This window comes from Motilibacter aurantiacus (assembly GCF_011250645.1).
Classification (GTDB): domain Bacteria; phylum Actinomycetota; class Actinomycetes; order Motilibacterales; family Motilibacteraceae; genus Motilibacter_A; species Motilibacter_A aurantiacus.
The window spans coordinates 235,962-254,345 of the sequence record NZ_JAANNO010000004.1; the positions used below are offsets into that span (position 1 = coordinate 235,962).

The window sequence follows — 18,384 nt, forward strand, 5'->3', positions numbered from 1 at the left end:
TCAGCCGTCCGCCGCCCGGCCACCCGCGAGCAGCGCCGAGACCCGCGAAGCGAGCCCGGGGGCGGCGTCCGCGTCGACCTCGACGACCTTGTCCCGGCTGGTCGCGCCACTGACCAGACGCAGCTGGCGTCGGCGTACCCCGAGCGCATCGGCGACCGCCCGCAGCGCCGCCTCGGTCGCCCGCCCGTCCACCGCCCGCGCGGTCACCGCGACGACGAGCGCGTCTCCGCGCGCGCCCCCGACGGCCGTCCGTGAGGCCCCGGGGCGCACCCGCAGCGCGATGCGCACACCCGCCGGCCCTGCCCCCACCGCTTCGCCCTCCGCCCGCCGCCTCGCTGCGACGCTAGGCTAGGAGAGGCGTCCGAGACGGTGACGACGGGACGAGTAGCCCCGCACGCAGCCAGGAGCGACCCGGGGACGGTGGAAGCCCGGGGGCGTGCGCGGGGTGAAGATCACCCCCGAGCCGCCGGAAGAAGCCACGGGAGCGTGACCGGACCGTGGCCTAGACCCGGCCGGCGCCGTGCAGAGAGGGGCATCCCGAGGGGTGCCCAAGGAGGGTGGTACCGCGGGGCCGGCTGAACCGGCGAGCCTCGTCCCTCCGTCGAGAGCGAGACGCCGCAGACGACGGAGGAGCACGCACGCCGTGACCCAGCAGCCGCGCACCTACACCCCGCTCCCGCCGCAGGTGGACCTGCCGGCCGTCGACCGCGAGGTCCTCGAGCTGTGGCGCAGGGAGAAGACCTTCGCCCGCAGCCTGGAGCAGTCCGAGGGCCGTCCGTCCTGGGTGTTCTACGAGGGCCCTCCGACGGCGAACGGCATGCCCGGCACCCACCACGTCGAGGCCCGCGTCTTCAAGGACGTCTTCCCGCGCTTCCGCACGATGAGCGGGTTCAGCGTGCCGCGCAAGGCCGGCTGGGACTGCCACGGCCTGCCGGTCGAGCTGGCGGTCGAGAAGGAGCTCGGCTTCTCCGGCAAGAAGGACATCGAGTCCTACGGCGTCGCCGAGTTCAACGCCAGGTGCCGGGCCAGCGTCGAGCGGCACGTCGACGCGTTCGAGACGATGACCGAGCGGATGGGCTACTGGGTCGACATGTCCCAGGCCTACCGGACCATGGACCCGGAGTACGTCGACTCGGTCTGGTGGGCCCTGCAGCGCATCGCCGAGAAGGGCCTGCTCGTCGAGGACTTCCGGATCGCGCCGTACTGCCCTCGGGACCAGACGACGCTGTCCGACCACGAGCTGGGCCAGCCCGGCGGCTACGAGGACATCGTCGACCCGTCGGTGTTCGTGCGCTTCCCGCTGCTGTCCGGCCCCGAGGCGGGCAGGGCGGCGCTGCTGGTCTGGACGACCACGCCCTGGACGCTGGTCTCCAACACGGCCGTCGCCGTGCACCCTGAGGTCGAGTACGTCGTGGCGACCGACGGCACCGAGCGGCTGGTCGTCGCGCAGCCGCTGGTCGAGCAGGCCCTGGGCGAGGGGTGGACGGTCGAGGCGGCCTACCGCGGGTCCGAGCTCGAGCGCTGGCAGTACCAGCGCCCGCTGGACCTGCTCGCCTGGCCGCAGGGGCCGGAGGGGCCGCTGCCCGGCCACTTCGTCGTGCTCGGCGACTACGTGACCACGGAGAACGGCAGCGGCCTGGTGCACCAGGCGCCGGCCTACGGCGCCGACGACATGGCGGTCTGCCGCCGCTACGGCCTGCCGGTGGTGACCCCGATCGGGCGGGACGGCACGTTCGACGCCGACCTGCCCGTCGTGGGCGGGAAGCTCTTCAAGACGGCCGACCCGGACCTCATCACCGAGCTCGAGCAGCGCGGGCTGCTCTTCAAGCACGTGCCGTACGAGCACGCCTACCCGCACTGCTGGCGCTGCCACAGCGCGCTGATCTACATGGCGACGCCCTCCTGGTACATCCGCACGACGGAGCGCAAGGACGAGCTGATCGCGGAGAACGAGCGCACGCGCTGGTTCCCGGACTCGGTCAAGTGGGGCCGCTACGGCGACTGGCTCAAGAACAACGTCGACTGGGCGCTGTCCCGCAGCCGGTATTGGGGAACGCCGATGCCGGTATGGCGCTGCCCTGAAAAGCACGTGACCGTCGTCGGCTCCCGCAAGGAGCTGGGCGAGCTGGCCGGGCGCGACCTCTCCTCGCTCGACCCGCACCGGCCTTACGTCGACGAGGTCACCCTGCCCTGCCCCCAGTGCGGCGCGCAGGCGCACCGCGTCCCCGAGGTGATCGACGGCTGGTTCGACTCCGGCGCGATGCCGTTCGCGCAGTGGGGCTACCCGCACGTCCCGGGCAGCGTCGAGCAGTTCGAGCGGGCGTACCCGGCGCAGTTCATCGCGGAGGCCCAGGACCAGACGCGGGGCTGGTTCTACACCCTGATGGCGGTCAACACCCTCGTCTTCGACCGCTCGTCCTACGAGAACGTGCTCTGCCTGGGGCTCATCCTCGCCGAGGACGGGCGCAAGATGAGCAAGCACCTGGGCAACGTGCTGGCCCCTGTGCCGCTCATGGACGAGCACGGCGCCGACGCGCTGCGCTGGTTCATGTTCGCCTCGGGCTCGCCATGGTCCGCCCGCCGGGTCGGCCACACCGGCCTGCAGGAGGTCGTGCGCAAGGTCCTGCTCACGTACTGGAACACCGCCTCCTTCCTCGCGCTCTACGGCCGGGCCGCCGGCTACGACCCGGCCGCCACCGCCGCTCCCCCGCTGGCCGAGCGCAGCGTGCTCGACCGCTGGGCGCTGTCGGAGGCGCACCGGGTGGTGCGTGCGGTGACCGAGGCGATGGAGGAGTTCGACGCGCAGCGGATCGGCGCCCTGCTGGCACGCTTCGTCGACGACCTGTCCAACTGGTACGTCCGCCGCTCCCGGCGCCGGTTCTGGGACGGCGACCCGTCCGCGCTCGCGACCCTGCACGAGTGCCTGCAGTCACTGACCCTGCTGCTGGCGCCGATCGTGCCGTTCGTCACCGAGCGGGTGTGGCGCGACCTGTTCGCGGCGACGTCGGACGAGCTGCCGGCGTCCGTGCACCTCGCGGCGTGGCCGACCGTCGACGGCTCGCTCGTCGACGACACGCTGGCCGAGCAGATGTCGCTCGTCCGCCGGGTCGTCGAGCTCGGGCGCTCGGCACGTACCGAGCACAAGGTCCGCACGCGCCAGCCGCTCGCCGAGGTGGCCGTGCTGTCCAAGGACTGGGCAACCCTGCCCGAGGAGCTGCGGGCCATCGCCCGCGAGGAGCTCAACGTGCAGCGCGAGGGCGCCCTGGCCGAGGACGCCGCGCTCGTGACCCGCACGGCGAAGCCCAACTTCCGGGCTCTGGGCAAGCGGTTCGGCAAGCGCACCCCCGTGGTGGCGGCGGCGGTCTCCGCGGCGGAGGTGAGCGAGCTGCTGGCGGGCTCCGCAGTGGTCGTCGACGGTGAGCAGCTGAGCCTCGAGCCCGACGAGTTCACCGTGACCGAGACGCCCAAGGAGGGGTGGGCGGTCGCCAGCGAGCCGGGCCTGACGGTGGCGCTCGACCTCGAGCTCACCCCCGAGCTGATCCGCGCCGGCCTGGCCCGGGAGGCCGTGCGGCTCGTCCAGGACGCGCGCAAGACCAGCGGGTTCGAGGTCAGCGACCGCATCGCGCTGCGCTGGCAGGCCGAGGGCGAGCTCGCCGCCGCGCTGCAGGAGCACGCGGAGACGGTCGCGGCCGAGGTGCTCGCCACGGAGTACGCGGCCGGCGAGCCGGCCGGCGCGGCGGCCGCCGGGCGGTTCAGCGACGAGGCGCTGGGCCTGACCTTCTGGGTCGCCAAGGCCTGAGCGCGCAGCGGGCGGCGCGGAGCCGGTGCCGAGGGGCACCGGTCCGCGCCTGCCGCGCCGTGCACGCAGGGACAGACGTGCGAACGCGAGAACGGCGGGTCCCCCCCTTGGGGAGCCCGCCGTTCCGGACGTGCCTGGGCGCTCAGCCCTTGTCGAGCCCGTAGCCGCTCTCGTCGGCGCGGTGCCCGCCTCCGCTGCCGACCGGGGCGAAGCCCCGTCCCTCGCCGTTGTCGCCGCCGCCGCGGGAGTCGAGCTCCTGCAGCTGGCCGCTGATGAAGGACTTGAGCCGGGCGCGGTAGTCGCGCTCGAACGAGCGCAGGTCGTCGACCTTGCGCTCGAGGACGGAACGCTCGCTCTCCAGAGTGCCGAGCACCTGGCGCTGGCGCTCCTCGGCCTCGCGGATGAGCGCCTCGGCCCGGGTGCGGGCCTCGCTCACGATGCGGTCGGCCTGCGTACGCGCCTCGGCGACGTGCTCGTCGGCGGTGCGCTGGGCGAGGGCGAGGATGCCCGCGGCCTGCTCGGGCGCGGCGACGGGCGCCGGCGGCGCGGGCGGCGCCGGAGCCGGCTCGGGCTGAGCCTGCACCGGGGCGGGCGCGACGGCGTGCTGCCCGGTGGGGACGGCGACCGGGTGCGGGCCGGTCGGCACGGAGATCGCGTGCGGGCCGGTGGGCACGGCCACCGGGTGCGCGCCGGTCGCCGGGGCGCCCTCACCACGGGCGAGCCGGGCCTGGGCCTCGGACAGCGCCCGCTGGCACTGGGAGAGCTTGCCGCGCAGCTCCTCGTTCTCACGGCTCAGTCGCGTCAGCTCCGCCTCGACCTCGTCGAGGAAGTCATCGACCTCGGCCTCGTCGTAGCCACGTCCGAGGCGCGTGCTCGTGAACTGCTTGTTGGCGACGTCCTCGGGACTGAGAGGCATGTGGTGCTCCTCGAACGGGTCGATGGGTGGTCAGGGTGACGATCAGACGATGAAGACAGCCCTGACCACACTAGCCAAGACCTGCACGAACACGATCAGCACGAGGAACGACAGGTCGAGCGACACGTTACCCAGGCGCAGGGGCGGGATCACCTGCCGGAGGGCCCGCAGTGGCGGATCCGTGACCGAGTAGATGGCCTCGGCCAGGACCAGCACCACCCCACGCGGACGCCAGGACCGCGCGAACAGCTGGACGTAATCCAGGACGAGCCGGGCGATCAGAATGAATGTGTAGATCGTCAGGAGGACGTAGACGATCTCGCCGAAGGTGCGCACAGGCCCTAACTCTGGTTGAAGAAGCCGTTCTCGGCCATCCGCGCCCGATCTTCGGCGCTGACCGAGACGTTGGCCGGGGACAGCAGGAACACCTTGTTCGTCACGCGCTCGATCGTCCCACGAAGGCCGAAGATGAGCCCGGCGGCGAAGTCGACGAGCCGCTTGGCGTCCGCGTCGTCCATGTCGGTGAGATTCATGATGACGGGGGTCCCGCCACGGAAGCTCTCGCCGATCTGCTTGGCGTCGTTGTAGGACCGGGGGTGGATCGTGGTGATGCGGTCCAGTGCGGTCGGCTGCGGGGCCGGCGCCTGCGCCACGGGGCGCGGCACGGTGGCCAGGGACCCCTCGGTCGCGTGCGCGAGCCCGCCGCGGCCGACCGGCTCGCGGAGCCGGTGCTCACGGCCGGACAGCTCGGACACGCCGGCGTCCGGGCGGGCCGCCTCGGCGTGCAGCGTGCGCCGCGGGCGAGGGGCCGGCTCGTACGCCTCGGCCCGCTTGGGCTCGAGCTCGTCGTCGTAGTCCGCGCCATGGCCCGGGCCGTAGCCGGAGTCGTAGCCCCGCTCGTCGCCGTCGTAGTCGTCGTAGCGGTCGTAGCGGTCCGCCTCGTCCTCGACGAGGCCGAGGTAGACCGCCATCCTGCGCATCCCGCCGGCCATGTTCGTGCTGCCTCCGGTCACTTCGCACTAGTCGAGCTCCGGCGTCGCCCGGTGGGCGGGCCGGCTGCATCGGTCCTGCTATGGCTGGTCCTGCACTGGCTGTCTTGCGTGCTCGGCCTGGCCAAGCGTGGCGCCGCTTCCCGCGGCGGGGTCTTGCATACCGCGTCGGACGCTACCGGAGCGGAGGCCGCTTCCCGAGGATCGCGCTGCCGACGCGCAGGTGTGTCGCACCGGCCAGCACGGCCGCCTCGAGGTCACCGCTCATCCCCGCGCTGATCACGCTCGCGCCGGGCCGGCCCACCCGCAGCCGCTCGCTCACGGCCGCGAGCCGGTCGAACGCGGCCCGCGCGTCGGCCCCGAGCGGGGCGACCGCCATCACCCCGCGAAGCCGCAGCGAGGCCGAGCCGTCGACCGCCTCGGCAAGGCGCTCGACCTCCTGCGGAGCCGCTCCGCCCCGCGCAGCGACGGCACCCGCCGCAGCGTCCTCGTCGAGGGCCACCTGGAGAAGGCAGTCGAGCACCCGGCCCGCCTGCTCGGCCCCCCGCTGCAGGGCCGGGACGAGCCGCTCCCGGTCCACCGAGTGGACGACGTCGGCCCAGCGGGCGACGGCGCTCGCCTTGTTGGTCTGCAGCTGGCCCACGAAGTGCCAGCACAGCCCCAGCCGCGCGCACTCGGCCGCCTTCGCACCCGCCTCCTGCTCGCGGTTCTCCGCCACGTCCCTGACGCCCAGCTCGCCCAGCAGCTCCACGTCCGAGGCGGGGTAGGTCTTGGTCACGGCGATGACCGTGACCTCGGCCCGGTCGCGGCCCGCCTCCCGGCAGGCCGCGACCACCCGCTCCTCGACCGCCGAGAGGCGCTCGGCGAGCTCGTCGCGACGGCTCACTCCCGTGCCCCGGGGGCTACTTCAAGAAGTCGGGCACGTCGAGGTCGTCGGCCGCGTCGTCGAACACGATCGTGCGCGGCCGGACGGCGGGGCGGGCACCCACCGGCTCGGGGCGCTGGGCGGGCGCCGGGACGGGACGGGACACGGGGGCCGGCTCGGCAGCGCGGGCCGGGCGCGCCGCCTCGGTCGCCGCGCCGTTGGCGCCCAGCCCCGGCGGGAGCGGCACGGACGCCGGTGGGGCCGCGACCGTGCCGGGCGCCCGTCGGGCCTGCTGCTGCTCCTGTTGGCCCTGGCCGCGCCGCCGCGGCTGGCCGCCGTCGAACCCGGCGGCGATGACGGTCACCCGGACCTCGTCGCCGAGCGCGTCGTCGATGACGGCCCCGAAGATGATGTTGGCCTCGCCGTGCGCTGCTTCCGCGACGAGCTGCGCCGCCTCGTTGATCTCGAACAGCCCCAGGTCGGACCCGCCCGCGATCGAGAGGAGCACGCCGTGCGCGCCCTCGACCGAGGCCTCGAGCAGCGGCGACGCGATCGCCTGCTGGGCCGCGACGACCGCACGGTCCTCACCGCGCGCGGAGCCGATGCCCATGAGAGCCGAGCCCGCGCCGGACATGACGCTCTTGACGTCGGCGAAGTCGAGGTTGATCAGACCCGGGGTCGTGATGAGGTCGGTGATCCCGGAGACGCCCTGCAGCAGGACCTGGTCGGCCTGCTTGAAGGCGTCGAGCATGCTGATCTGGCGGTCCGAGATCGACAGCAGCCGGTCGTTCGGGATGACGATCAGCGTGTCGACCTCGTTGCGCAGCTCCTCGATGCCGCTCTCCGCGCTGGTCGCGCGCCGGCGGCCCTCGAAGGTGAACGGGCGGGTGACGACACCGATCGTCAGCGCGCCGAGCGAGCGGGCGATGCGGGCCACGACGGGCGCGCCGCCGGTGCCGGTGCCGCCCCCCTCGCCGGCGGTCACGAAGACCATGTCGGCGCCCTTGAGCACCTCCTCGATCTCCTCCTTGTGGTCCTCGGCGGCCTTGCGGCCAACCTGGGGCTCCGCCCCCGCCCCGAGGCCACGGGTGAGCTCGCGGCCCACGTCGAGCTTGACGTCGGCGTCGCTCATGAGCAGCGCCTGCGCGTCCGTGTTGATGGCGATGAACTCAACGCCCTTGAGGCCGACCTCGATCATCCGGTTGACGGCATTGACGCCGCCGCCGCCGATGCCGACGACCTTGATGACCGCCAGGTAGTTCTGCGGTGCTGCCACGTCGGTTGCCCTTCCTACTGGGCCGTTCGGCCCGGCCGGTACGAGAGGTCGAGGACGGGGAGCGGCTCGGTCGGGCCGAACCGTCAACCCTCACCCTCAAGTGGAGCTTCATAGTTATGTCAACCGCTCCATGGCCAGGGAAGCTAGCCCAGCGGGCGGTGCAATTCGGGGAGGCGCGCGGCGTGTCGGCGCGCGTGTCGTGCACCTAGCCCCGGAACCGGCACGGCGCCCGCCGGTGGCGCCCTGGCCCCGTCGCCCGCGGCCGTGGGAATCTCGCCGACGTGCGACCCTGTTGGTAGTTGCACACTCAACAGAGAGGCCGTGCCATGGAGCTGGGAATCACGACGTTCGCCGAGACGTACCCCGACCCGGCCACCGGCCGGACGGTCAGCCACCAGGAGCGCCTGGCCGAGGTCCTCGAGGAGATCGAGCTCGCCGAGCAGGTCGGCCTGGCGGTGTACGGCGTCGGCGAGCACCACCGGGCCGACTTCGCCGCCTCGGCGCCGGGGATGGTGCTGGCCGCGGCCGCGGCGCGTACCCGCTCGATCCGCCTGTCCAGCGCCGTGACCGTGCTGAGCTCGGCCGACCCCGTGCGGGTCTTCCAGGAGTACGCGACCCTGGACCTGCTCTCGAACGGCCGTGCCGAGCTGATGGCCGGCCGCGGCTCCTTCATCGAGTCGTTCCCGCTGTTCGGCTACAGCCTGTCCGACTACGACGAGCTGTTCGCCGAGAAGCTCGAGCTCCTGCTCGCGCTGCGCGACAACGAGCGCGTCACGTGGTCGGGCCGGTTCCGCCCCGCGCTCGAGGACCAGCCGGTCTACCCGCGCCCCGTCCAGCAGCCGCTGCCGGTCTGGGTGGCGGTGGGCGGCACGCCCGAGTCGGTGATCCGCGCCGGGCTGCTGGGCCTGCCCATGGCGCTCGCGATCATCGGGGGGCAGCCGGCGCGCTTCGCCCCGCTGGCCGACCTGCACCGGCGCGCCGTCGAGCAGGGCGGGCACTCGCCGCAGCCGGTCGCCGTCCACGCCCACGGCTACCTCGCCGCGACGACCGACCAGGCCGAGCGTGACTACTACCCGTCCTACGCCGGTGCGATGAGCCGGCTGGGACGTGAGCGCGGGTGGGGCGCGATGACGCCGGAGCAGTACCGGGCGCTCGCGGCGCCGGACGGCTCGCTGGTGATCGGCAGCCCGGCCCGCGTCGCGGAGAAGATCCTCGCCATGCGCGAGGCGCTGGGGATCGAGCGGTTCATGCTGCACGTCAGCGTCGGGACGCTGCCGCACAAGGACGTGCTCCGGGCGATCGAGCTGCTCGGCACGGAGGTGGCCCCGCTGGTGGCCGCCGGCTGAGGGCCGGGGGCAGAGGCAGCCACCCGGCTTCCGCCGGCCGTGCCGTGCCGCCACACTTGCTGCCGTAGCCCAGTGGAAGCGAGTGCGTCCTGCGAGCTCCGCACACAGCCGAGACGTTGTCGTCCGTCCTGCGGGGCCTCGGCCCCTTCGTCGAGCTGGCCACCGGCCCGGCCGACGACGAGTGGCTGCCCGTCGCCCGCCTGGTCGACGAGCCCGAGTTGCTCGCCGCGCGAGTACGCAGCGGCCGCACTGCCCTGGCGAGCCTGGCCGGCGCGCCGGTCGAGGCCGTCGAGGAGCGCGTCGTCACGTCGGTCGTGATGCTCGGTGTCGCAGCCCGGCTGAGCGCCCCGGCCATCGCCGCCGCGGCGATGTGCGACGCGGTCCTTCCGGTGGGCCGGCTGAGCTGGCGCGACGGGCAGCCCGGGCCGGTGCCCCTGCTGCTGCCGACCTCGGCCCACGTCCCGCCGGGGGACGCCGACGGGCTGCACGCCGCGCTCGTCGAGGACGTGCTGGCCCGGCTCGTCGACACCGCGCGCGCCCTGGCCCCGCTGGCCCCGTCGCTGCTGTGGGGGAACGCCGCGTCGGGGATCGCCGGTGCCGCCGGGGCGCTGGCCCGCGCACGCCCCAGCGTGGCGGGCGCGGCGTACGGGGTCGCCGACGCCCTGCTGGCCCGCCCTCCGCTGCGCGGCGCGGGCGCGTTCGCCCCCGGTCGGCGGTTCCGCCGGGGCACCTGCTGCCTCTACTACCGGCTGCCCGGCGGCGGCACCTGCGGCGACTGCCCGCTTCCGGCCAGGGCCTGACCGCTCCCGCTGCCACGATGCCGGTCATGGCGATCACCGAACGGCGACTGAACCGCGCCACGCTCGCCCGCCAGCTGCTGCTGGACCGGGAGGCCCTCGACGTCGTGTCGGCCGTGCAGCGCGTCGTGGCGCTGCAGGCGCAGGAGCCGGCCTCCCCATACCTCGCACTCTGGAATCGCATTGCCGGCTTCGCTCCCGCGAAGCTGGATCTGGCGTTCCGTGAAGCTCACGTCGTCAAAGCGCCGTTGATGCGCATCACGCTGCACGCGGTCACTGCCGAGGACCGGCCGGCCTTCCATGCGGCCATGCTGCCCACCCTGCGCGCCCCGCGCCTGGGCGACGAGCGGTTCACCTCGAGCGGGGTCACCGTGGAGGAGGCCGACGCGCTCGTCCCGCAGCTGCTGGCGTTCCTCGCGGTGCCCAGGACCGGGCCGGAGGTCGACGCCTGGCTGGCCGAGCAGGTCGGCCGGGACGCGGTGGCCGGGGTCTGGTGGGCGCTGCGGTCGTACGCCCCGCTGCGCCACTCCCCCACCGGCGGCCCATGGTCCTTCGGCCCGCGCAACGCGTACGCCGCGGCCGGGCACGTGCCCGCGCCCGAGGAGCGGGACGCCGGCCTGGCCGTGCTCGTGCGGCGCTACCTGGAGGGGTTCGGCCCGGCGACGCTCGCCGACGTCGCCGGCTTCTGCCTCGTGCAGAAGACCCGTGCGCGGAAGGCGGTCGCCGACCTGGGCGACCGGCTGGTGCGGCTCGAGGGCCCGGGCGGGGTCGAGCTCCTGGACGTCCCGGCAGGGGCCGTGCCGCGCGAGGACGTGCCGGCACCCGCCCGCCTCATGGCCATGTGGGACAGCGTGCTGCTCGCCTACGCCGACCGCAGCCGCGTGGTGCCCCCGGCGTACCGCAAGCTCGTGACGCGCGCCAACGGGGACGTGCTGCCCACGCTGCTCGTCGACGGGCACGTCGCGGGGGTGTGGCGCCCGGTGGAGGGCGGCATCGAGGCGACGGCCTTCCACCAACTGGCCGAGGAGGCCTGGGCGCAGCTGGAGGCGGAGGCGGGCGCCCTCCTCGAGCTGCTGGCCGACCGTGACCCCGCGGTCTACCGCCGGTACGCGCGCTGGTGGGCGTCGCTGCCCGCCGGTGAGGTGCGGGTGCTCCCGGGGTGACGCCGGCCCGCGCGCCTGGCGGGGGAAAGATCGCCGGGATAGCGTGAAGGGTGAACACTGACGGTACGAGCGCTGAACGGCACGCCCCCCGCCTGCGGGTCGGCCCGCTGCTGCGGTGGGTCGACGAGACCCGCGCGACCGTCTGGGTCGAGACCGACCGGCCCGGCCGCGTCCGCGTGCTCGACGCGGAGACCGCGACCTGGTCGGTCCACGGCCACCACTTCGCGATCGTCACCGTCGAGGGGCTGGAGCCCGGCACGGAGGCCGCGTACGACGTCCGGCTCGACGACGCGGTCGTCTGGCCGCTGCCGGACGACCCGCACCCGGCGCCGGTCATCCGCACGCTGGGCGGGACCGGCGAGAAGAGCCTGAGCATCTCCTTCGGCTCGTGCCGGGCCCTCGCGCCGTACGACGAGCGCGGCTTCCACGGGCACGGCGCGGACGCTCTCGTGGCGCTCGCCGAGGGCGTGCTGCACGGGAGGACGCCGCGGCCGGACCTGCTCGTGCTGCTCGGGGACCAGGTCTACGCCGACGAGCCCGATGCCCAGATGGTCGAGCGGCTGCAGCAACGGCCGGGGGTGGACCCCGAGGTGCAGGCGGAGATCAACAGCTTCGACGAGTACACCTGGCTCTACGAGAAGACCTGGAGCCACCCGTCGCTCCGGTGGCTGCTGTCGACCGTGCCCAGCGCGATGATCCTCGACGACCACGACCTGCGCGACGACTGGAACACCTCCGCCGCGTGGCGCGAGCACATGAGCGCGCAGCCGTGGTGGAAGGAGCGCGTGGTCGGTGCGTTCGGGTCGTACTGGGTCTACCAGCACCTCGGCAACCTCTCCCCCGACGAGCTCGAGGCCAGCCCGGTGCTGCGTGAGATCTGCGCGGCGGCGACGGAGGACGAGCGCGACCGCGTCCTGGACGAGATGGCCTGGCGCTCGGACCAGCAGCCCGACGCCCACCGCTGGAGCCACGTCCGCCAGCTCGGCCGGACCCGGCTGGTCATGATCGACTCGCGATGCTCGCGCTCGCTGCGCCCCGGCGCGCGCGGAATGGTCGACGACAACGAGTGGCAGTGGCTCGAGCAGCACCTCACCGGGGACGTCGACCACCTGCTGGTCGGCACCTCGCTGCCCTGGCTGCTCACGCCGTCGGTCCACGAGCTCGAGGGCTGGAACGAGGCGACGGCCGGCGGCGCGTGGGGCACGGCGTTCGGCAAGCTCGCCGAGCGGATCCGCTGGGCCGTCGACCTGGAGCACTGGGCGGCGTTCCGCAAGAGCTTCGACTCGCTGACGGAGGCGCTGGCGGAGGTGGCGTCGGGCAGGCGTGGCGCACCGCCCGCGAGCGTGCTGGTCCTCTCCGGCGACGTGCACCTGTCGTACGCCTCCCGCGCGCACATCGCGGCGGCGAGCGACGACGCGGCACCCGTCTGGCAGCTCGTGATGTCGCCGTTCCGCAACCCGCTCTCCCGGTCCATCCGGGCGGCGAACCGCGTCCTCATGACGCCTCCGGCCCGAGCTGCCGTGACGTGGCTGGCGCGCCGCGCAGGGGTGCCTGCGGCGCGCATCCGCTGGGGCCTGGACCACGGCCCGTGGTTCGACAACGGGGTCTCCACGCTGACCGTCCGTGGCCGCGACGTCCGGCTGCGCACCGACCTCGCCGAGCTGACGGCTGGCCGGCAGCAGGTGCTGCGCACCGTGCTCGACGAGAGCCTGGTCGACGCCCGGCGCTAGCCGTTGCTCAAGGCAGGAGAGCATCGAGCCGACGTTCCGTCCGAGAGATGCCCGGGCCGCCGGGCTGCTGAAAGGACGAGCGACACATGCCCTCCATGAGCTGGGCCCGCGACCGCGGGGTCCGGACCAAGATCCTCGCCTCCCTCGGGCTGCTGGCGGTCGTCGCGACGGTGGTCGCCGCGGCGGGCGTCTCCCAGATCCGCGCCCTGCGCGCGGGCAACGCCGCGATGAACAGCGCGACGATCCAGCCGCTGGTCGCGCTCGGCGACCTGCAGCGCGACCTGCAGAGCTGGCGCGCGCGGGTCACGGAGTACAGCAGCGCGCTGGCCGAGCGGCGCCAGGAGATCCGTGAGGAGAACCTCGAGCTGCAGCAGAAGGTCGAGCAGCGGGCCGCGGACTACCTCCCGACCGCGGCCGACCCAGCCGCCGTCGAGTCCCTGCAGCAGATGCTGACGCAGTACGCGCAGCTGACCGAGCAGGAGCTCTTCGCCGCCGTCGATGCGGGCGAGGCCGGGCAGGCGGTCACGGTCTTCCAGGAGAAGGTGCGGCCGCTGACGTCGGACCTGCTCGACGCGTACAAGACGGAGGCGGACGCGCAGGCGGCCAAGGCCGTCACGGAGGCCGAGTCGGCCGAGGCGAGCGCCGGCAGCGCCATCCGCTGGGTCGTGATCGTCCTCGTGGCCGGCCTGCTGCTCGCCCTCGCCCTGGGCTTCTGGGTCGCCGGCGGCATCGTGCGCAGCCTCGCCCGGGTGCGCGAGGCGCTCTGTGCGATGGCTCGCGGCGACCTCACGGTTGAGGCGAAGGTCGAGGGCCGGGACGAGCTGGGGCAGATGGCCGACGCCCTGGCGCAGGCCCGTGAGGGCGTACGCGGCCTGCTCGTCGCGGTCCGCGACTCCGCCACCGGGATGGAGCGCAGCTCCCGCCACCTGGCCGACGCCGCCGTGCAGGTGGCCGCGAGCGCGGCGGAGTCCTCCGGGCAGGCCGATGTCGTGGCGAACGCCTCGTCCGCCGTCTCCTCCAGCGTGCAGACGCTGGCGTCGGGCAGCGAGCAGATGGGCGCCTCGATCCGGGAGATCAGCGAGAACGCGAACCAGGCTGCACATGTCGCTTCCCAGGCCGTGGGCGTCGCGGACGCGACCAACGCGACCGTCACCGCGCTCGGCGAGTCCAGCCGGCAGATCGGCGAGGTCGTCCGGGTCATCACGTCGATCGCGGAGCAGACCAAGCTGCTCGCCCTGAACGCGACCATCGAGGCTGCCCGGGCCGGAGAAGCGGGCAAGGGCTTCGCCGTCGTCGCCAACGAGGTCAAGGAGCTCGCCTCCGAGACCGGGCGCGCCACCGGCGACATCGCGGCCCGGGTCGAGGCCATCCAGGCCGACACCGGCAGCGTGGTCTCGGCAATCGCGGAGATCGCCGGCGTCATCGGGCAGATCAACGACTTCACGACCACGATCGCGTCGGCGGTCGAGGAGCAGACCGCCACGACGGCGGAGATGTCGCGCAACGCGGTGCAGGTCGCGTCCGGCAGCGAGGAGATCGCCGGGACGATCGCGGGCGTCGCGCAGAGCGCCCACACGACGACGGCGACGGTCGCCGACGTGCAGGACGCGGCGAGCGGGCTCTCGCGGATGTCCGCCGAGCTGCAGGGGCAGCTCTCGCGCTTCACGTACTGACCGCTCCGCTGCCGAAGGCCTCGCACCGACGTGCGGGGCCTTCGGCGTCCCACCGGGCGCATCGCCGCCGCGACCACTGCTGCACCGGCCGTGCCGCCCGCGGGGGGCCGCAAGCCCCGCTCGGGGCTGCCGACCGGGCCCGTCGGCTCAGCGGCGGCGATCGGCGGGCGAGGGGTCGGTGCGAGCGCGCCTGCGTCGAGCGCTGGAAGGGCCGGCTGTTCAGAGGAAGCGCCAGTGGCCGAGCGGCCAGACCACCGCGAACGCCCTGCCGATCACCCTGTCCACGGGCACGAAGCCGCCGCCCGGCTCGCCCATGTGCTGGCGTGAGTCGGCGGAGGCGCTGCGGTGGTCCCCGAGCACCCAGAGCCGGCCCTCGGGGACGGTCACGTCGAAGGCCCGGTCGGAGGGGTTGTCGCCGGGATAGAGGTAGCTCTCCTCCTCGAGCGGCAGGCCGTCGACCGTGATCCGGCCTGCGGCGTCGCAGCAGACGACGCGGTCCCCCGGCAGCCCGATGACCCGCTTGATGAAGTCGCGCTCGTCCGGCGGCGCCAGGCCCACGACGCCGCCGAGGGCGCGAGCCCCCCTGACGAGGGGGTTGGTCGGCTCGTCCAGCTCGACCTCGGGGGTGAACGAGTCGACGCCGTTGAAGACCAGGACGTCCCCGCGCTCGATCTCGCCGAAGCGGTACGAGAGCTTCTCGACCAGGACGCGGTCGCCGATGCGCAGCGTGTTCTCCATGGACCCGGACGGGATGTAGAAGGCCTGGACGAGGAACGCCTTGACCAGCATCGCCAGGACGAGCGCGATGCCGACGAGGAGGGTCATCTCCGCCCAGGCAGGGACGCGACGTCGCCGCGTCACGGGCCGCTGCCCCCCGCCGTCCGGCTCCGTGCGTGCGCGGCTGTCCGGCGCGGCGGTGCTCACTGCGTGCCGCCGAGGGCGAGGCCCGGCACGTGCGCAGCCGCGTCGCCCGGGACGGTGGCCGTGCGCTCGATGGCAGCGGTCGGTGGGGTGGCGGACGCGGAGTTGCTCCAGACCGCGCTCCCTCCGGCGATGACGGCGAGCGCGAGTGCGCCGTACGTGACCCGACGGGCCGCGTCGCGCCGCCGCCGGCGCCGCAGCACGTCGCGGGCGAGGCCCGGGGGCACGGGCTCGGCCTCCCCCGCCGCGGACAGCGCCCGGAGGCGCTCGATCGTGTTCGTGTCGTCCATCGTCAACTCCCGGCGTTCGCAGAGGTGGGGGCGGCCGGGCCGGGCCCCAGGATGTCGCGCAGCCGGGCCAGTCCCCGGCTGGTCTGGCTCTTGACGGTCCCGACCGAGCAGCCGAGCAGGCCTGCGGTCTCCGCCTCGCTCAGTCCCTCGACGTGCCGCAGCACGACGCAGACGCGCTGGCGAGGAGGGAGCGTGGCGAGCGCCGCCGTCAGCTCGTCGCGGGTGGCCGCGGCGTCGGCGTGGTCGGGCACGCGGCCGGGCGGCAGCGACTCGGGCGCGAAGGGCCACGGCAGGCGTCTTCGCCCCCGGTCCTTCGCCAGGTTGACCAGCACCCGTCGCGTGTACGCCTCCGGGTCCTGCACGCGCCGGCCCCAGTGCCCGGTGAGGCGCAGCAGCGCGGTCTGCAGGACGTCCTCGGCCTCGTGGGCGTCGGACACGAGCAGGCGCGCCAGCCGCAGCAGCGCGGGCCCCCGCGCCGCCACGAACGCCTCGAAATCCCGCTCTTCTGCACGCCGCACAACCTCTCCCGCCTGCCGGACTGCCTCTAAGACTCCGGTGGCAGGCCGAAGGTTGAGCGAAGCACCGGGGCGTATCGGGTGCACCTGGGGGCCAGCTCCCGGCGGCGGGGTTGCCGGCTTCTCACCCGTCGCGGAGCCGGCGCAGGAGGCCCTCCAGCTGGGCCACCTCCTCGGCGCTGAGCCGGTCGTGCACGTGCCGTTGCGTGGAGTCCAGGGCCACCCGACCGAGCCTGCGGGCCTCGGCCAGCCCCGCAGGGGTCAGCACCACCAGCAGGGCACGCCTGTCGCTCGGGTGCGGTCGGCGCTCGACCAGCCCGCCGGCCTCCGCCTCGTCCAGCAGCCGGGTCGTCCTCGTGGTGGAGGTGTGCAACGCTCGGGTGATGTCCAGCGCGCGCAGCGCGTGGCCCGGCGTGCGCGCAAGGCGGAACACCAGGTCACTGATCGCAGAGCTGGCGGCCCCGGCGGCGGCCAGGTCGCCGTCGATCCGCCCGCTGAGCGCGAGATAGGCCTCGCGCAGCAGCCCGAACGCCTCCCACCGGGGGTCGGCGAAGAGGTCGTCCGGGCGGCGTGGGCGGCGCGACTCAGCCACGAGGCCTCATGCGGCTGACGCCTCCAGCAACGGCGAGCCCGCGGACTCGAAGAACACGGCGTTGGCGCGCGAGGACGCCTGGCGCAGCGCCTTCAGCGGTGCGTACTCCGGCGAGGCGTACCACTCGCGGGCGGCCCCCAGCGACGGGAACTCGATGAGCACCGGATAGGTGACCACAGCTTCCCCCTCGACGTGCACGGTCGTCCCACCCACGACGAGGTAGCGCCCGCCGTGCGCCCGCACCGTGGCGTGCACGGCGTCGACGTACGCCGTCATGCCTGCCGGGTCGGTCACCTCGACATTGTCGAACAAGCAGTACGCGGTCATCGGAAATCCCCTTCCATCGATCCAGTAGACCCATCTAGGATGGTCCCGTTCGGGACGATCGTCAAGGGAGACCTGACATGGACCATCTGCCACTGGTACCGCCTGCAGCGCTCGAGCGAGCAGCGGACGCCCTCCGGGCGTGGGCGCTGGACGAAGGGCTCAAGGCACGGGTCATGGCGCATCCGGAGCTGTCCCCGCTCGCCGCGCGCGTGGCGCGCCGCTACGTCGCCGGCGACTCGATCGAGGAGGCGCTGGCGGCCGCGAGGAGCGCGGTGCAGCGCGGGCATGCCGCCAGCATCGAGTACACCGGGGAGAGCGTCCGCGACGCGGAGCTCGCGCGCCGCGAGGCGGACGTGTTCGTCGAGCTCGCCACGGCGATCCGCGCGGCCGGGCTGCCGAGCACGGTCTCGTTCGACCTCTCGCACGTCGGGGCCGTCGTCGACGAGGGCCTCACCCTGGACAACGTGCGCCGCATGGCCACGGCCGCCGACGCCGCGGGGGCCACGCTCATGGTGTCCGCCGAGGGCTCGGGCCGCACCGATCTCGTGCTCGGCCTCTACGAACGGCTGTGCGCGGAGCAGCTGGACGTCGGCATCACACTGCAGGCACGGCTGCACCGCACCCCGCGCGACCTCGATCGCGTGCTGCGACATCCCGGCCCCGTCCGGCTGGTGAAGGGCGCCTTCCGGGAGCCGGAGTCCCTCGCCTACCCGCGCGGCAGTGCCGAGCTGACCGCGGCGTACCTCGATCTCGCCGGTCGGCTGCTGGCCGAGGGCCACCGCGTGTCGCTCGCGACGCACGACCCCGAGCTGGTGAGCGCGCTGGTTGCCGAGCACGGCGACCGGCTGCGCGAGGAGGACGTGGAGTTCGAGATGCTGCGCGGGCTCGGGACCGCGTTGCTGGACGGGCTGCGCGCGGAGGGGTACCCCACCCGTGAGTACGTGGTGTTCGGCGGCGAATGGTGGCTCTACGTGCTCAACCGCATCGCCGAGCATCCGGAGCGGGCGCTGCTAGCGCTCGCCGACCTGGCGCCGGGCCTCGAGGGCACGTGACCGTGCAACGGCCCGGCGCCCCCTCGAGCGAGCGGGCGCCGCCCGCGGGCTGCTCGTCCGGGTGCCGCGGGAACGGCGATGGAGGAAGGCATCGCCCTCAGTGCCCCGCCCACCAGCCGGGTAGCCACCGGCA

General features: G+C 74.0%; 18 protein-coding genes. 7 read left to right on the top strand and 11 right to left on the bottom strand.

Annotated features, from left to right (window positions below; translation table 11 throughout):
• A complete protein-coding gene (locus G9H72_RS09750; protein ID WP_166170593.1) occupies positions 1-288 on the bottom strand; it encodes a DUF167 domain-containing protein in 288 nt (95 codons plus the stop codon).
• A 355-nt stretch (positions 289-643) separates the two neighbouring features.
• Here G9H72_RS09750 and ileS point away from each other — a divergent pair, with 355 nt between their 5' ends.
• Positions 644-3,799, top strand: coding sequence for an isoleucine--tRNA ligase (ileS, locus tag G9H72_RS09755; protein ID WP_331272148.1), 3,156 nt, complete (start codon positions 644-646; stop codon positions 3,797-3,799).
• A gap of 142 nt (positions 3,800-3,941) precedes the next feature.
• On the opposite strand, the gene G9H72_RS09760 is transcribed toward ileS, so the two are convergent.
• The 5 genes from G9H72_RS09760 to ftsZ all read right to left on the bottom strand — a co-directional run bounded on the left by G9H72_RS09760 (position 3,942) and on the right by ftsZ (position 7,845).
• A complete protein-coding gene (locus G9H72_RS09760) occupies positions 3,942-4,715 on the bottom strand; it encodes a DivIVA domain-containing protein (RefSeq protein ID WP_166170341.1) in 774 nt (257 codons plus the stop codon).
• Positions 4,716-4,757: 42 nt separating this feature from the next.
• Positions 4,758-5,051, bottom strand: coding sequence for a YggT family protein (locus G9H72_RS09765; protein WP_166170343.1), 294 nt, complete (start codon positions 5,049-5,051; stop codon positions 4,758-4,760).
• 5 nt (positions 5,052-5,056) lie between these two features.
• Positions 5,057-5,707 (bottom strand): cell division protein SepF, encoded by a 651-nt coding sequence (locus G9H72_RS09770; protein WP_166170595.1) that lies wholly within the window; start codon positions 5,705-5,707, stop codon positions 5,057-5,059.
• Between the two features lie 172 nt (positions 5,708-5,879).
• Positions 5,880-6,590, bottom strand: coding sequence for a YggS family pyridoxal phosphate-dependent enzyme (locus tag G9H72_RS09775; RefSeq protein WP_166170345.1), 711 nt, complete (start codon positions 6,588-6,590; stop codon positions 5,880-5,882).
• Between the two features lie 16 nt (positions 6,591-6,606).
• Positions 6,607-7,845, bottom strand: coding sequence for a cell division protein FtsZ (gene ftsZ, locus G9H72_RS09780; protein WP_166170347.1), 1,239 nt, complete (start codon positions 7,843-7,845; stop codon positions 6,607-6,609).
• 326 nt (positions 7,846-8,171) lie between these two features.
• Between ftsZ and G9H72_RS09785 the strand changes: the two genes are divergently transcribed.
• From G9H72_RS09785 to G9H72_RS09805, 5 genes are all read left to right on the top strand, one after another.
• Positions 8,172-9,191, top strand: coding sequence for an LLM class flavin-dependent oxidoreductase (locus G9H72_RS09785; RefSeq protein WP_166170349.1), 1,020 nt, complete (start codon positions 8,172-8,174; stop codon positions 9,189-9,191).
• 116 nt (positions 9,192-9,307) lie between these two features.
• Positions 9,308-9,991 carry a (2Fe-2S)-binding protein gene (locus G9H72_RS09790; protein ID WP_166170352.1) on the top strand — a complete coding sequence of 228 codons (684 nt, stop codon included), beginning with the start codon at positions 9,308-9,310 and terminating at the stop codon, positions 9,989-9,991.
• 26 nt (positions 9,992-10,017) lie between these two features.
• A complete protein-coding gene (locus tag G9H72_RS09795) occupies positions 10,018-11,151 on the top strand; it encodes a winged helix DNA-binding domain-containing protein (protein ID WP_166170354.1) in 1,134 nt (377 codons plus the stop codon).
• A gap of 50 nt (positions 11,152-11,201) precedes the next feature.
• Positions 11,202-12,881: an alkaline phosphatase D family protein gene (locus G9H72_RS09800; RefSeq protein WP_166170356.1), complete on the top strand. Its 1,680-nt coding sequence runs from the start codon at positions 11,202-11,204 to the stop codon at positions 12,879-12,881.
• Positions 12,882-12,967: 86 nt separating this feature from the next.
• Positions 12,968-14,554: a methyl-accepting chemotaxis protein gene (locus G9H72_RS09805; protein WP_166170358.1), complete on the top strand. Its 1,587-nt coding sequence runs from the start codon at positions 12,968-12,970 to the stop codon at positions 14,552-14,554.
• Positions 14,555-14,773: 219 nt separating this feature from the next.
• Here G9H72_RS09805 and lepB read toward each other — a convergent pair whose 3' ends face one another.
• From lepB to G9H72_RS09830, 5 genes are all read right to left on the bottom strand, one after another.
• Entirely contained in the window at positions 14,774-15,379 is a 606-nt protein-coding gene (gene lepB, locus G9H72_RS09810) for a signal peptidase I (RefSeq protein WP_166170360.1), read from the bottom strand.
• A 95-nt stretch (positions 15,380-15,474) separates the two neighbouring features.
• Positions 15,475-15,765, bottom strand: coding sequence for a hypothetical protein (locus G9H72_RS09815; RefSeq protein WP_166170363.1), 291 nt, complete (start codon positions 15,763-15,765; stop codon positions 15,475-15,477).
• A 2-nt stretch (positions 15,766-15,767) separates the two neighbouring features.
• On the bottom strand, positions 15,768-16,283 hold the full coding sequence (locus G9H72_RS22385; RefSeq protein WP_166170365.1) for a SigE family RNA polymerase sigma factor: 516 nt from the start codon (positions 16,281-16,283) through the stop codon (positions 15,768-15,770).
• A gap of 121 nt (positions 16,284-16,404) precedes the next feature.
• Positions 16,405-16,872 carry a MarR family winged helix-turn-helix transcriptional regulator gene (locus tag G9H72_RS22945; protein ID WP_166170367.1) on the bottom strand — a complete coding sequence of 156 codons (468 nt, stop codon included), beginning with the start codon at positions 16,870-16,872 and terminating at the stop codon, positions 16,405-16,407.
• A 6-nt stretch (positions 16,873-16,878) separates the two neighbouring features.
• The gene (locus tag G9H72_RS09830; RefSeq protein WP_166170370.1) at positions 16,879-17,199 is read right to left on the bottom strand and encodes a DUF1330 domain-containing protein; all 321 of its coding nucleotides are present in this window, start codon (positions 17,197-17,199) and stop codon (positions 16,879-16,881) included.
• Positions 17,200-17,276: 77 nt separating this feature from the next.
• Between G9H72_RS09830 and G9H72_RS09835 the strand changes: the two genes are divergently transcribed.
• Positions 17,277-18,251 carry a proline dehydrogenase family protein gene (locus G9H72_RS09835; protein ID WP_166170372.1) on the top strand — a complete coding sequence of 325 codons (975 nt, stop codon included), beginning with the start codon at positions 17,277-17,279 and terminating at the stop codon, positions 18,249-18,251.
• Positions 18,252-18,384 lie beyond the last annotated feature (133 nt).